Raw genomic sequence first — 13,064 nt, 5'->3', positions numbered from 1 at the left:
TCCCAGAAAGAGGAACACCCCATGCGCACACGCACGCTGCGGCGCGCCGGCCTGATCGCCGTCGCCACCGGCGCTGTCGCGACTCTCGCGGCCTGTTCATCCACCCCGGCCGCCTCGGTCGACGACGGTGCCGAGACGCCGGCGGCCACCCTCGCCGGCCCCCGGATCGCGGTCGCGTACGAGGGCGGCATCCTCGTACTCGACGGCGAGACCCTCGAGCCGGTCGCCGACCTCGACTCGGAGGCTTTCACCCGCCTCAACCCGGCCGGCGACGGCCGCCACGTGATGGTCACGATGAGCGAAGGCTTCCAGGTGCTCGACACCGCCGCGGGGAGCGCCGACGAGCCCGAGCTCACTGAGCTGATCTTCGCGGCCGACACTCCGGGTCACGTGGTCCGCCACGGCGGCAAGACGATCCTCTACGCCGACGGCACGAGCGACACCACCATCTTCGACACCGGCGCCCTCCTCACCGGCGACGGCGAGCTGCCCGAGACCGAGACGGTGCCCGGCGTCGAGGCCCACCACGGCGTCTCGGTCGTGCTCGAGGACGGCACCTTCCTGACGACGGTCGGCAACGCCGACGGCCGCACCGGCATCTCTGCGACCGACGCAGCGGGAGCGGTGATCGCGACCAGCGACGCCTGCCCGGGTGTGCACGGCGAGGGGACCGCGGCCGACGAGGCAGTCGTCTTCGGCTGCGAGGACGGCGCCCTGCTCTACCGCGACGGCGAGATCCTCAAGCTCGACGCGCCCGACCAGCCCTACGGCCGCATGGGCAACGCGTACGTGAGCGAAACGAGCCCGCTCGTCGTCGGCGACTACAAGAACGATCCGGATGCTGAGGGTTACCTCCTCGGTGCGGTCACCGTGATCGACACCGAGACCGGCACGCTCGAGGTCGTCGATCTTCCCGAGGGCGTCGAGTACACGTTCCGCGACATCGCCCGCGGGCCCGAGGACCTCGCGTACATCCTCTCGAGCGACGGATCCATCCACGTCTTCGACCCCGCCGCGGGCGAGATCACCGACGCGTACCCCGTGATCGATGCCTGGGAGGGCCCGGCCGAGTGGCAGGACGCGCACCCCGCGATCGTCGTCGTGGGCGACATCGCCTATGTGACCGAGCCCGCTGCGGACGCGATCCACGCCGTCGACCTCACGACGGGCGAGGTGCTGACCTCGACGACCCTCGACGTCACGCCGAACGAACTCGCGGCAGCCGCCGGTTGATCACGAGCGGGGGCGGGCCGAAGGTCCGCCCCCTCACGGTCAGCGCGCGCCTTGGGGTTCGGCCTGTGGGGCGCGGTCCGCGGGGTCGTCGTCGGCGCCTTGCGCTCCGCGGCGGGGGCGGAGCTCGCTGACGAGCGAGCCGGCGACGATGAGTGCTGCGCCGAGGAGGGCGATGGGTGGGAGCCTGTCGCCGGCGAGGCGTCCGATGATGCCGGCCCACACCGGTTCGCCGGCGTAGATGATGGTGGCGCGGGTGGGGCTGACGGTGCGTTGCGCCCAGTTCATCGTGAGCTGGATGAGGCAGCTCGCCCCACCGAGCGCAATGGCGGCTGCCAGCCACACCCAGGAGAACGCGGGAGCGGATTCGCCGACGACGGGCATGGTGAGGAAGGCGAGGATGCCGGCGACGAGGAGTTGGACCACGGTCACGCGCGCGACGTCGACGCGGCCCGCGAACAGTCCGATGAGGACGATCTCGGCAGCGATGGGGAGCGTGCTGACCAGGGTGAGCGTCTCACCGGTTCCCCAGTTCAGCCCGACGCTGCCGGGGTCTGCGAGGAGGATCAGGCCGCCGAAGGCGAGGGCGATGCCGACCAGCGCCATCTTGGTGGGTGCCTTGCGGAAGACCGCCCATTGCAGCAAGGGCACGAGCGGCACGTACAGGGCAGTGATGAACGCGGACGTGCTGCTGTCGATCGTTTCCAGCCCGACGGTCTGAAGGCCGTAGCCGAGGTAGATGGTGACGCCGATCGCTGATCCGGCGGCGAGCTCGCGCCAGCGCATTCCGCGCAGCACGCGGTGGAAAACGAGGGCACTGATCAGCCCGGCCGCGAGGAACCGCATGCCCACGAAGAACCACGGGCCGGTGTATTCGAGCGAGACGTGCACGATCAGGAACGTCGCACCCCAGATGGCGGTCACGCCGATGAGCGCCCATTCGGCGCGACTCAGGCGGATGCGTCGGAGAGCGTGCAGCATGTTGCACATTGTATAGTGCAGAATCATGCACATCAAACCCGATGATCCGCCGACCGGTGTGCTGGCGCATGTCGCCGCGAACGTGCGGCGGCTGCGCACGGCGGGCGGTCTCAGCCAAGCTTCCCTCGCAGCGGCATCCGGTGTGAGCAGGCGCACGATCATCAACCTGGAGGCCGGCGAAGCGAACGTCAGCCTGTCGGCGCTGGACCACATCGCGGCCGCTCTCGGGGCGACGTTCGTCGATCTCGTTGCGGCATCGACAGCAGCCAGGGAGGCGATCGATGAGGTCGTCTGGCGTGGCGCCACCCCCGACAGCGTCGGAACCCTGCTGGGGTCCGCGCCCGCTACGAGCGAGGCCCAGCTGTGGACATGGACCCTGGGCGTGGGTGACCGGTACGACGCCGACCCGGATCCGGTCGGCTGGCACGAGCTGCTCCTGGTCACCGAGGGAACACTTCACATCGAGCGCGAAGACGGCACGTCCGAGCTGACCGTCGGCGGTCACGCCATCTACTCCAGCGCGCAGACGTATGCGTACGTCAACGGCGGCGACGGTCCGGTCCAGTTCACGCGTGTCGTGGTGAGCTGACCGGAGCGCACCTGAGTTTGTTCGGCGTCCCGGCGTCCGAGCGCATCGAGCATGCCTCGGTCCCCTTGGACCTGACCGGCGCAGTGCGTAGACAGCCCTTGCGTGTGGGGCCACGATGGTCGCATGTTCTGGGTGTCCGTGTCGGTCGGCCCGGCATGAGTGCGCCGGACGCGGGCTGGGTGATCGGCTCGCCACGTCAGGCACGCCGGATGGTTGCTTCCGGCGTGTGGGGAAGATCCTGGCTCATCACCCCGGTCGCGCTGGCACTCGTGTTGTCCGGGTGCACGCCGGACCCGCTGGATCAGAAGCGGTCTGCGAGCGCCGAGGTCTTGGAGGCGGTGGTCCCCGACGATGAGCCGGGATGCTCCGCCGCTGTCGCGATCGACGGGGATGTCGTGTGGGCGCAAGCGCGGGGTCTGGCCGACGTCGACACCGGTGCGCCGCTCGAGACCTCGACACCGATCCACATCGCCTCGGTCGGGAAGCAGTTCACCGCCATGGCCGTGCTGATGCTCGCCGAGCAGGGGGCGCTGTCGGTGGAGGATTCGCCCGCGGATCACCTGGACGGGTTGCCGCCGTGGACGGAGGATCTGACCCTCAACGACCTCATGCATCACACCTCCGGGATCGCGGAGTTCCTGGAGGTGCCGTTGAGCGACTTCGGGCCGCCGCCACTGAACAACGGCGACATCCTGGAATTCGTGCGGACGAGCCCGAATGCTCAGCCCGGCACGCCCGGCACCTGGTCCTACTCGAACACGAACTACACGCTGCTCGCCGACATCATCGCCGAGGTCACCGGTGTCGAGTTCGACGAGTGGATGCAGGCCAACGTCTTCACCCCGTTGGAGCTGGAGGCGAGGATCGGACCGCAGACCCCATCCGACCCGATCGGCTATGAGGCCGTCGGCGAGGGCTTCCTGGTCGCTGAGCCGTTCGTGTGGGACGTTGTCGGGCCGGGATTCGTCACGATGACACCGTCGGAGCTCGCGCGCTGGGGCGACCAGCTTCGGGCCCCGTCACTTGTGAGCGACGACACCCTCGACGACGCATTGAGCGATGGCGTGCCCGTCGGGGACGGGTGGAGCTACGGCCCCGGGCTGCTCGTCGCCGAAGATGGCACCCTGGTGCATGACGGAGCCGGCGCCGGGCACGAAACGAACTTCGGCGTCAGCGACGACCGGCACACCACGATCGCGATCTCCTGCAATCACGACGGACTGCACCTTCCGACCGTCCTGGAGGACCTCGCGGCAGTGTGGATCGACTAGGACGACGCGACCACTGCCCACGCGACCGCCCAACGTCCGGCACGTCCACGTCCGCGCCAGATCGCACAGCCCGCCTCTATCCGCTAGGCGGTGACGGGGACTCTCGCCTCGGTGCGGACATCCGCTGTCTCACGCGTCGCCCCCACGAAGCGCGCCGTGTCCGACACGGCGGCGGTGAGGAGGGCGACGAGTCGTCCGTCGGGGTCCCCGCCGCATGCCCGCGCGATTCCATCGACGGCGCCCGTCACGATATCGCGGCACTGCCGCACGGACATGCTCGGGCGCCCGGGACCGACTTTCTCGATGAACTGGATGGCCCAGGCATCGGCGGCGGGGGCGGCGCGAAGGGCAGCCTCCGCCAGTTCGCGGAACTCCGCGGTGAGCGCGTCGCGCTCCCCGAGCGCCCTGACGGCGACGTGCACCCCCACGGCCTGTGAACGCTGGCGCTCCTCAGCGGCGATAGGCAGGGCGGCGCTGGCAGCTCGCAGGGCGAGCAGGATGTCGAGCATCGGGTCGTCGCTCGTCAGGCCGACGACCGACGGGATGAGCGGCGTGAGCCGGGCGCGGCCAGCTTCGCCCGTGCGGTCGTTCACCATCCGCGCGAGATGCGCGAGGGTGCCGTGCGTACACGCGGGATGGTCGCTCCAACGCTCTCCCGCGAGGTACGACGCGAACTCCATGAAGCAGGCCCCGCGCCGTGGCGAACGGTGCCGACCCGGGGAGAGGATCGGCATGACATCCGGCTGAGCCCTCCAGTCGCGCATGGGGACCTCCCTCTCTCCTACACTGTGCGCCTGCCGTGGCGGTGATTCAAGGGGTCCTGTCGGACGTCCGTGGGCAGTCTCTGCGGCGATCGGTGTTGTACCGACCCGTAGGGTTGCTGTTCGCTCACGAGCCGCCTCCCACGGCTGCGCAGAACCGTCAAGGGCCCGCCGCGGCGCGTACGCAGCGGCTACCGTCGTAGGGGCTGTCGCGGGCTCGGTCCGCGGCGAGGAGGAACCCATGACAGATGCGAACGCCGACGACACGGCGCCGCTGCTCGACGGCCGCTATCGCCTGGGCGACTGCGTCGGCGAAGGTGGCATGGCCCGCGTCTACCGCGCGGAGGACGTGCTGCTCGGCCGCACGGTGGCGATCAAGCTCATCCGGCCCGGCATCGACGGCGCTTCGTCGGAGCGCGCGCGCGGCGAGATGACGGTGCTCGCTTCGCTGAACCACCCGTCGCTCGTGACCCTCTTCGATGCCCGCCTCGTGCCCGGGCAGCCCGAGTACCTCGCAATGGAGTTCGTCGACGGCCCGACTCTCGGTTCTCGCCTGGCCTCGGGCGGACCCCTGCCACCCGACATCGTCGGCCACCTCGGGGCCGAGCTCGCCGAGGCCCTGCACGTCGTTCATAAGGCCGGTGTCGTGCACCGCGACATCAAACCCTCCAACGTGCTGCTGAGTCCCCCGCAGATCCCGGGCGCGCGCCCGCGCGCGAAGCTCGCCGACTTCGGCATCGCCTACTTGCTCGACACATCGCGGATCACCTCGCCGGGGCTGGTGATCGGAACGATGGCTTACCTTGCCCCCGAGCAGCTCCGCGGTGACTCGCCCACACCCGCGGCCGACATCTACTCGCTGGGTCTCGTGTTCCTCGAGGCGCTCACCGGCGAGAGGGTCCACCCGCAGGGCGGCGGCATGGCCGCCGCGGTGGCTCGCCTGGAGAGTCGACCCGAGATCCCCGCCTCCCTGGATGAGCCCTGGATCGATCTCTTGACACGGATGCTGCATCCCAACCCTTCGCAGCGACCGACCGCCGCCGAGGTCGCGGCTGCGACCGGCAACCTCGCACAGCGCACTCCCGCCGCCGACTCGCCTGTCGCGACGACGGGGGCCACTGTCCCGTTCACCGGGCCGACATTGATAGCTCCGGTTGGTGGCGTCATCACGGCCGAGCCCGGCCGGCCCACCGCGGCGGCACTCGCGTCGGACGCAACCGCAGCCGGGCAGGGCGTCGGGCGCAGGCGCGTCGTGGCCACACTTACGGGCGTGCTCGCGACCATTGCCGTCGTCGTCGGAGCGGTCGTCGGGATCGCGGCGCTCAATCAGCCGCAACCAGCGCCGGCACCCGTGGTGACAACCCCGGCAGCGCCAGACCCGTCCGACGCCCCGCCCGCCGAGGTGAACACCGGAACCGGCGGCGCCGGCGACGACTCGGATCTGACCGAGCAGGAGCGCAAGCAGGCCGAGCAGGAGCAGAAGCGACTCGAGCAGGAGCAGCGCAAGCAGGCCCAGGAGGAGGAGAAGCGGCTCAAGAAGGAGCAGCGGGAGGACGAAGACGACTGATCCCTACACCGGGACCATCGCGGGAGTCGCTGGGAGACACCCGCGGTTCGATACACCATTGCATCCAACTCGAGCCGGGTGCATCATTCTCGGTACAGAGGGATTTCCTTTTGGACGGGTGCTTCTTGGGGGATGGCGCTATGTCTGATAACGATCCGGAGAGTGTCGAAGAGCCGAATACCGGCTCCGACGTAGACGCACGCCTCGGGGGTGGCGACGTGGGCGCTTCGGATGCTGCGCCGGTGTCCGAGCATACGCAGGCCGTCGCGGCTGATGTCGGTGCGAAGGATCGCTCCAAGGTCGGCTGGATCATCGGCGGGTCTCTTGCCGGCGGCGTCGTGCTGGTCGCAGCGATCGTGGCCGTGGCCATCACCATGAGTTCGGGGTCTGCAGTGCAGGCCGTGTCGGCGCCCTCGAGCAGCGCACTCGATGCCGATCTGGTCGTGGTACCCGATCTGGTCGGCATGACGGTTGCTGAGGCGCGCTCGGAGCTCGAAGAGATCGGCCTGACGTTGGTCGTCCCGGAGGACGCCGACGAAGACGCGACCGTCGCGACACAGACGCTGTCCGAGGGCCGCGAGGTGACGGTCGGGACGGAGGTATCCGCGACTGTCGCGCAGACGGCCGAACCCGCGCGGGACTCACTCGGCTTTGCGGACGGTGCCGCCCTGGACCCGCTCGCAATGGTCGGCTGGCAGTTCTCGTTGGGCGGGGACGACGCGTCCTGGACGTCGAGCCCCGACGCCGGGGAAGGCGAAGTGGTGTTCGTGAACTCGGATGGCACGTGCACAGCGCAGTACTGGCAGCAGACCTTCGACACGACCGCCGAAGACGACTTGGCCGCCACCGACGAATTCCTCGCTGACATGTCCGGCGCGACCGAAGAAGAGATGGCCGAGTACGCCTTCGACGGTCGCTTCGCGCTCAGCGGCGGGCTCGACGAACCCACCAGTCAAGGCGACGTGGCAACCCGAACCCTCCTCTGGAGCGATGACCAGAGCTCATACCTCCTGACGGCACGCGTCTTCCGCAACCTTGATTACGCGACGTCCACCATGAGCAACGCGTACCTGCTTCAAATCCAATGCGACGCCGACGTAAACCCCCAGGACGTGATCGATTCCCTGGACGAAGTCGCGAAGGTCAGCGTCAACCGATAGGACCGCGTGCGCATGCCAGTGGCAGCGTGTCGACGACCCCGCCGCGTCTGTACCAGAACGAGGATGGGGAAATGTCTGCGTTTCCGGGGGGACCCGAAATCGAACTCCCGCGCGGGGACGTGACGGAGGGCGTCGTCCGGATCGGCGACACCGTCCGCCGCCCACACCAGCCGACGAGCGACACGGTCGAGGCTTACCTGCTCCACCTCGAATCCGTCGGCTTCGACGGCGCGCCGCGCTGGCTCGGCCGCGACGACAACGGACGCGACGTCCTCACCTTCCTGGACGGCACCGTCGCGGGCTCTCCGGTCGATGAATGGGCGATCGGCGATGACGTCCTCCCCGGCGTGGCTCGCCTGCTGCGACGACTCCACGATGCGTCCGAGTCGTTCACTCCCCCGCCCCCGCCTGTGGAGCGTCGCTGGCCCACCCCCGTTTTCCCGGCCGGCGAACCACTGATCTTCGCGCACCGTGACCTCACTCCCCAGAACACCGTGTTTCGCGACGGGGTCGCGTGGGGCGTCATCGACTTCGATCTCTGCGATCACACCACTCGCTCCATCGACTTTGTGAACACCGCGACGCACTGGGTGCCGCTGTGTGCCGACGAGGACCTCGAGCCTGACCAGGCAGGGCGAGACCCGGGGTTGCGGCTCAGGGCGATGTACGACGCGTATGGTCGCGATCGGTTCGACGTCGGTCGCCTCTTGGAGGCGGCTCAGCTTCGCTTCACCGGCTCGTACGCCACCATGAAGTGGGCCGCAGAAACCCTCGGTGGCGGCTGGGCACGCATGTGGGACCAAGGCGTCGGCGATGTCATCCGGCGGCGAGTCGCCTGGTTCAACGAAGCACGCGACGACCTGAACCGCGCGCTCGCCTGATGTTCACCTACAACGACGGCGTCCTCAGCTACGAGCTCACAGCGATGGGTGTGGCGATGACCGTGGAGATGCAGCGCCAGTTGGCGCAGCTGCGTGGCAGGGCGGTGTCCCCTACTAGGACGCGGCGGCTTCCGCTGCCTTCTTCAGGTCGGCAGTGAACTGCTCGAAGTTCTCGTCGAACGGCGGGATCATCCGAGCGAAGAACGGCAAGAAGGGACTGCCGATGCGCTCGACGACCTCCACTCGCGTGCCGCCGGCGTCGCCGCTGAGAGAGTACGTGCGGGTGGACATCGCATCGGCGAACGTCAAGCGCGCGTTCGGCTCGAACTCCGTGACCCGCAGCAGGAAGGTGCGGTTGGGGAGGAGTGTCGAGACGAGCTTGATCTGCAAGCCGAGAGCGATCTCACCATCCAGCGAGACGATCGTCGAGTTCCACCTCCGGAACTCCGCGGCAGTGCTCAGCAGTCGCCACACCGTGGCGACGTCGGCGTCGATGTGCCGGATGATGCGGGTCGAGCGACTGAACACGGTCCGGGTCGTCGACGCGACGCCGTCGGGCGCAGTGGCGGACATGTGATCCCCATTCTCCGCTTGAGGCCGATTGTAGAGTGCACCGCCTTCTTCGTTGTAGTGCCGATTCCTCTGCAGGCAGCGTCCGGCGATGCTTCCAGCGCAGGTCTTGACCCGCCACCTTGAGCAAAGCCGTGGGCCCGCTCCACGCGAGTACGTGAGGAACGTGCCCATGGATCATGATCGAGCGATCGCCGAAGATCGCCGACTGGATCGAGGACCTCGTCTTCACCGGACTGCAGTTCGTCGTCGTGACACTGCTCACGCTCGAGGTCGCCGGCCCCACCCTGTCCTAGCCCCGCAAGCGCCCCACGAGCGCACCTCGGCCGGGCCTCGGGCGGGTCGGTCACGTAAGGGCTCGCGGGCGATGGCGCCAGCGGGTCAGAGGGAAGTCGGGAGGGTGAGGATCTCGGCGCCGCTCTCGGTGATCGCGATCGTGTGCTCGGTGTGAGCGGTGCGGCTGCCGGTCAGGCTGCGGAGTGTCCAGCCGTCTTGGTCGACGACGAGCTTGTCGGTGTCGGCCATGATCCACGGCTCGAGGGCGAGGAGCAGTCCGGGGCGGAGCTGGTAGCCGCGTCCGGGGCGGCCAGTGTTGGGAACGTGCGGATCGCCGTGCATCGTGGTGCCGATACCGTGTCCGCCGAACTCGGTGTTGACGAGATATCCATCGGCCTTGAGCACCGTGCCGATGGCGCGCGAGAGGTCGCCGATCTTTGCGCCGGGCCGGGCAGCGGCGATGCCTGCGGCGAGCGCGCGCTCGGTCGTTTCGATCATCGCGAGGTCTTCCGGACGCTGCTGCTCGCCCACGATGAAGCTGACGGCGGCATCTGCGGCGATGCCTCCCGTCAGCACGGCGAGGTCGAGCGTGAGGAGGTCTCCGTCCGCGAGTGCGTAGTCGTGCGGCTTACCGTGCAGCACCGCGTCGTTGACGGCGGTGCAGATGTAGTGACCGAAGGGTCCGTTGCCGAAGGAGGGGGCGTAGTCGACGTAGCACGAGACGGCTCCCGCACCGAGGATCATCTCCTTCGCCCATGCGTCGATCTCGAGCAGGTTCGTGCCGACGGTGGCGCGCGACCTCATCGTCTGCAGGATGTCGGCGACGAGCGCGCCCGTTACGCGGGCCTGGTCGACCTGAGCCGGACTCAGGATCTCGATCATGGCGGTCTCCTTCGAGTGTCGGGATAACTATACCGGTCAAAGAATCCCGGTATTAGTATCGGCCATGTGATGGTGCGGCTTCCTCTCAGCGCTGCGGACCTCGACCGCGGCCGCCGGCTCGGCGCGGTGCTGCGCGATGCGCGCGGCCGGCGCACCATGCTCGAGGTGGCGCTGGTCGCGGGGGTGTCGCCGGAGACGCTGCGCAAGGTCGAGTCGGGACGCATCGCAACGCCCTCATTCCAGACGGTCGCCGCCATCGCCGACGCGGTCGGCCTCTCGCTCGACCGGTTGTGGGCCGAGGTCGAAGCGTCCACCGTGGCGTAGAGCGTCGAGGGCTGGGAGGCAGCGCTTGCGAGGGGCCCGGACGACGTGGGCTTTCACGCCCTTGCCGCGATCACGATGCCGGTTCGCTCACGCGTCGACACCATCGAGGCGCCGGTCGTCGCGATCCCCGGTCGGACCGTACCCCGATGAGGAACGTGTCGGCGCAAGGGTCTAGCGTTCGAGGATGGTCGCCGCCTCTGCCAAGCCCGAGTTGCACGTGGACACCGTCGAGGAATGGGAGCGCTGGCTCGAGTCCGATCCCGATCCCGACGGAGTGAGGCTGCGCGTCCGCAAGGTGGCGTCGCACAAGCCGGGGATCACATACGCCGAGGCGTTGGACGCCGCGCTGTGCTTCGGCTGGATCGACGGGCAGAAGCAATCGCTGGACGCCGACTACTTCATGCAGGTCTTCACGCCGCGCCGGCCGCGCGGGGTGTGGTCGAAGGTCAACATCGAGCATGCAGCCCGCCTGATCGAGGAGGGCCGGATGCGGCCGGCCGGCCTTCGCGAGATCGACCGCGCGAAGGCAGATGGGCGATGGGATGCCGCCTACCGTCAGCGCGACGGAGACATCCCGCCCGAGCTTCAGGCGGCACTCGACGCCGACCCGGCGATCGCCGCCGCGTTCGCCGCGCAGTCGGCGCAGAACCGCTTCGCGATGACGTTCCGCGTGAGCAGCCTGAAGCGGCCGGAGACCCGCGCGGCCCGCGTCGCCCAGTACGTCGCCATGCTCGAGCGGGGCGAGACGATCCACTGAGTCGCGCTCGGCGGTACGAGAGCGCGGAGCCCATCCGCACTCGATTCGGATCCTCATAGGGCGACTGCGCGCGAGTGCAGCGGTGGCGTGCTGTCTGGACAGCGTCGGTTGAACCCGTGCCAGCCCGGAAGTCCCTGAACCCGCGCTCTTGCGTGGCACCCGCCTGTACGCCACTTTGTGCGAGAAGGGGCTATGGGGCCCCGAAGCCGAGTTCGTGTGGATCGAAGCCCAGCAGAAGTGTGCGTTCTTGTTCGACGCGACGGTACCCGCAGACATGAAGTCGGACGTCACGGTCAATCTCGCGAACTCCAGCTCGATCGGATATACGGCCTTCCCGACCAGATACCCGGCCTACGGATCGCTCCTGGTCCCGGCAGGCGTGACGATGACCTCGGCGGCCGGACTGTACTATCCGGGCTCCCTCGGACCGTTCACGTCGTTCCCGGTGACTGTCGACCACGAGCCGTGGGGGCCGGGAGCGTCGGCCACCGATAGCTTGGGACGGCCGCGGGCAAGCTCCCAACGCGCAGGATCGCGTCCGGGACAACTACGGCTGAACGCGGTCACGAGATCAAGGTGCTCCCGGTCAGCTGGTGGTGCCGCCAGGGTGGCGCGGAGCGTTCTCGTCGGTGTTTTCCTCGCGGATAGCGCGACCCTCCCTGACCGATTCCGCCTCCTTCTTCTCCTTCTTCTTGACGTTGCGGTCGTCGCGGGGCGGCAACTGGATCTCTTCCTCCGCGACGATACCGCCTTGCACCTGACGTCCGCGTTCGAGCTCGGCGTCGAACTCGGCGCCGAACAGCAGCGCGAGATTCGCGATCCACAGCCACAGCAGGAAGACCACCACTCCGGCGAGCGATCCGTACGTCTTGTCATAGTTCGAGAAGTTCGTGACGTAGAAGCCGAAGGCGACCGTCGCGACGACGAGCACGAGGATCGCCAGCAGCGAGCCGAGGCTGATCCACCGGAACTTCGGCTGTTTCGCGTTGGGCGCCGCGTAGTACAGGATCGCCACCATCACGACGACGATGACCGCGAGCACGGGCCACTTCGCGATCGACCAGACGGTCGTCGCTGCCTCGCCGAGTCCCAGCGCCTCGCCGACCGATCTCGCGACGGGTCCGGAGACGACCAGGATGATGGTCGCGATCGTGATCAGCACGATGCCCACGACGGTGACGAGCAGCTGCGCGGGCTTGAGCTTCCAGAATGGCCGCCCCTCACGGATCTCGTAGATCCGGTTCATCGCGCGGCTGAACGCGCCGACGTAGCCGGACGCCGCCCAGATCGCGAGAACGATGCCCGAGATCAGCGCGAAGCCCGCTGCGGGCGATGTGGCCATGTCGGTGAGCGGGTCCCTGAGGGCATCCGCCGCGTCCGGGGCGAAGTTCTGGATCATCCCCGCGATCGCGTTCGCGGCCTTCTCGCCCTCGCCGACGACGCCCAAGATCGAGAACACCGCGATGAGCGCGGGGAAGAGCGACAGCATCGCGTAGTACGTCAGGGCGGCGGCGATGTCTGTGCACTCGTCGTCTGAGAACTCGCGGATCGTGTTGCGGAACACGTACTTCCACGAGCGCTTCTCGATCTCGCGCAGCCGATCCGGCTTCGCGGGATGCTCGGGGTCGGGCGTCCCGTCGGTGTGCTTGTCGTGCCGCTGGTCGATCGTGCTCATTGCTTCTCCACGGGTTCGGGGTCCGGCCCGGCGAGGGTGACGAGAGCACGATCCTGCGCGCGCGGACGGCTGTCGCACAGGGGGATTGACAGACCGATGCCTCAGCGCAGCTCGTTCCTGTCGCCACGGCACATTCCTCC

The 13,064-nt window shown here is 68.5% G+C and carries 13 protein-coding genes; 8 read left to right on the top strand and 5 right to left on the bottom strand.

Going from position 1 to position 13,064, the window contains the following annotated elements:
- The first annotated feature begins 21 nt into the window (after nt 1-21).
- On the top strand, nt 22-1,233 hold the full coding sequence (aztD, locus tag ACFQ7C_RS11785) for a zinc metallochaperone AztD (RefSeq protein WP_378900934.1): 1,212 nt from the start codon (nt 22-24) through the stop codon (nt 1,231-1,233).
- A gap of 39 nt (nt 1,234-1,272) precedes the next feature.
- On the opposite strand, the gene ACFQ7C_RS11780 is transcribed toward aztD, so the two are convergent.
- Nucleotides 1,273-2,211: a DMT family transporter gene (locus ACFQ7C_RS11780; protein WP_378900931.1), complete on the bottom strand. Its 939-nt coding sequence runs from the start codon at nt 2,209-2,211 to the stop codon at nt 1,273-1,275.
- A gap of 25 nt (nt 2,212-2,236) precedes the next feature.
- Here ACFQ7C_RS11780 and ACFQ7C_RS11775 point away from each other — a divergent pair, with 25 nt between their 5' ends.
- Both ACFQ7C_RS11775 and ACFQ7C_RS11770 read left to right on the top strand, forming a co-directional pair.
- Nucleotides 2,237-2,800 carry a helix-turn-helix domain-containing protein gene (locus tag ACFQ7C_RS11775; protein ID WP_378900928.1) on the top strand — a complete coding sequence of 188 codons (564 nt, stop codon included), beginning with the start codon at nt 2,237-2,239 and terminating at the stop codon, nt 2,798-2,800.
- A 65-nt stretch (nt 2,801-2,865) separates the two neighbouring features.
- Nucleotides 2,866-4,071 carry a serine hydrolase domain-containing protein gene (locus tag ACFQ7C_RS11770; protein WP_378900925.1) on the top strand — a complete coding sequence of 402 codons (1,206 nt, stop codon included), beginning with the start codon at nt 2,866-2,868 and terminating at the stop codon, nt 4,069-4,071.
- 83 nt (nt 4,072-4,154) lie between these two features.
- Here ACFQ7C_RS11770 and ACFQ7C_RS11765 read toward each other — a convergent pair whose 3' ends face one another.
- Nucleotides 4,155-4,835, bottom strand: a complete 681-nt coding sequence (locus ACFQ7C_RS11765; protein WP_378900922.1) for a hypothetical protein — start codon at nt 4,833-4,835, stop codon at nt 4,155-4,157.
- A 238-nt stretch (nt 4,836-5,073) separates the two neighbouring features.
- Here ACFQ7C_RS11765 and ACFQ7C_RS11760 point away from each other — a divergent pair, with 238 nt between their 5' ends.
- From ACFQ7C_RS11760 to ACFQ7C_RS11750, 3 genes are all read left to right on the top strand, one after another.
- On the top strand, nt 5,074-6,399 hold the full coding sequence (locus ACFQ7C_RS11760) for a protein kinase (RefSeq protein WP_378900919.1): 1,326 nt from the start codon (nt 5,074-5,076) through the stop codon (nt 6,397-6,399).
- Between the two features lie 140 nt (nt 6,400-6,539).
- A complete protein-coding gene (locus ACFQ7C_RS11755; protein ID WP_378900916.1) occupies nt 6,540-7,559 on the top strand; it encodes a PASTA domain-containing protein in 1,020 nt (339 codons plus the stop codon).
- 26 nt (nt 7,560-7,585) lie between these two features.
- Nucleotides 7,586-8,440: a phosphotransferase gene (locus ACFQ7C_RS11750; protein WP_378900913.1), complete on the top strand. Its 855-nt coding sequence runs from the start codon at nt 7,586-7,588 to the stop codon at nt 8,438-8,440.
- A gap of 114 nt (nt 8,441-8,554) precedes the next feature.
- Here ACFQ7C_RS11750 and ACFQ7C_RS11745 read toward each other — a convergent pair whose 3' ends face one another.
- Complete coding sequence (locus ACFQ7C_RS11745) at nt 8,555-9,013, bottom strand: SRPBCC family protein (protein ID WP_378900910.1); 459 nt, start codon at nt 9,011-9,013, stop codon at nt 8,555-8,557.
- Between the two features lie 378 nt (nt 9,014-9,391).
- Complete coding sequence (gene map / locus ACFQ7C_RS11740) at nt 9,392-10,168, bottom strand: type I methionyl aminopeptidase (RefSeq protein ID WP_378900907.1); 777 nt, start codon at nt 10,166-10,168, stop codon at nt 9,392-9,394.
- 69 nt (nt 10,169-10,237) lie between these two features.
- Here map and ACFQ7C_RS11735 point away from each other — a divergent pair, with 69 nt between their 5' ends.
- A complete protein-coding gene (locus ACFQ7C_RS11735) occupies nt 10,238-10,492 on the top strand; it encodes a helix-turn-helix domain-containing protein (RefSeq protein WP_378900904.1) in 255 nt (84 codons plus the stop codon).
- 184 nt (nt 10,493-10,676) lie between these two features.
- Nucleotides 10,677-11,249 (top strand): YdeI family protein, encoded by a 573-nt coding sequence (locus tag ACFQ7C_RS11730; RefSeq protein ID WP_378900900.1) that lies wholly within the window; start codon nt 10,677-10,679, stop codon nt 11,247-11,249.
- 586 nt (nt 11,250-11,835) lie between these two features.
- Here ACFQ7C_RS11730 and ACFQ7C_RS11725 read toward each other — a convergent pair.
- On the bottom strand, nt 11,836-12,924 hold the full coding sequence (locus ACFQ7C_RS11725) for a YihY/virulence factor BrkB family protein (protein ID WP_378900897.1): 1,089 nt from the start codon (nt 12,922-12,924) through the stop codon (nt 11,836-11,838).
- Nucleotides 12,925-13,064 lie beyond the last annotated feature (140 nt).

This window comes from Microbacterium sp. NPDC056569 (assembly GCF_042793475.1).
GTDB lineage: Bacteria > Actinomycetota > Actinomycetes > Actinomycetales > Microbacteriaceae > Microbacterium.
This window is presented reverse-complemented; position numbering and strand designations above follow the sequence as displayed.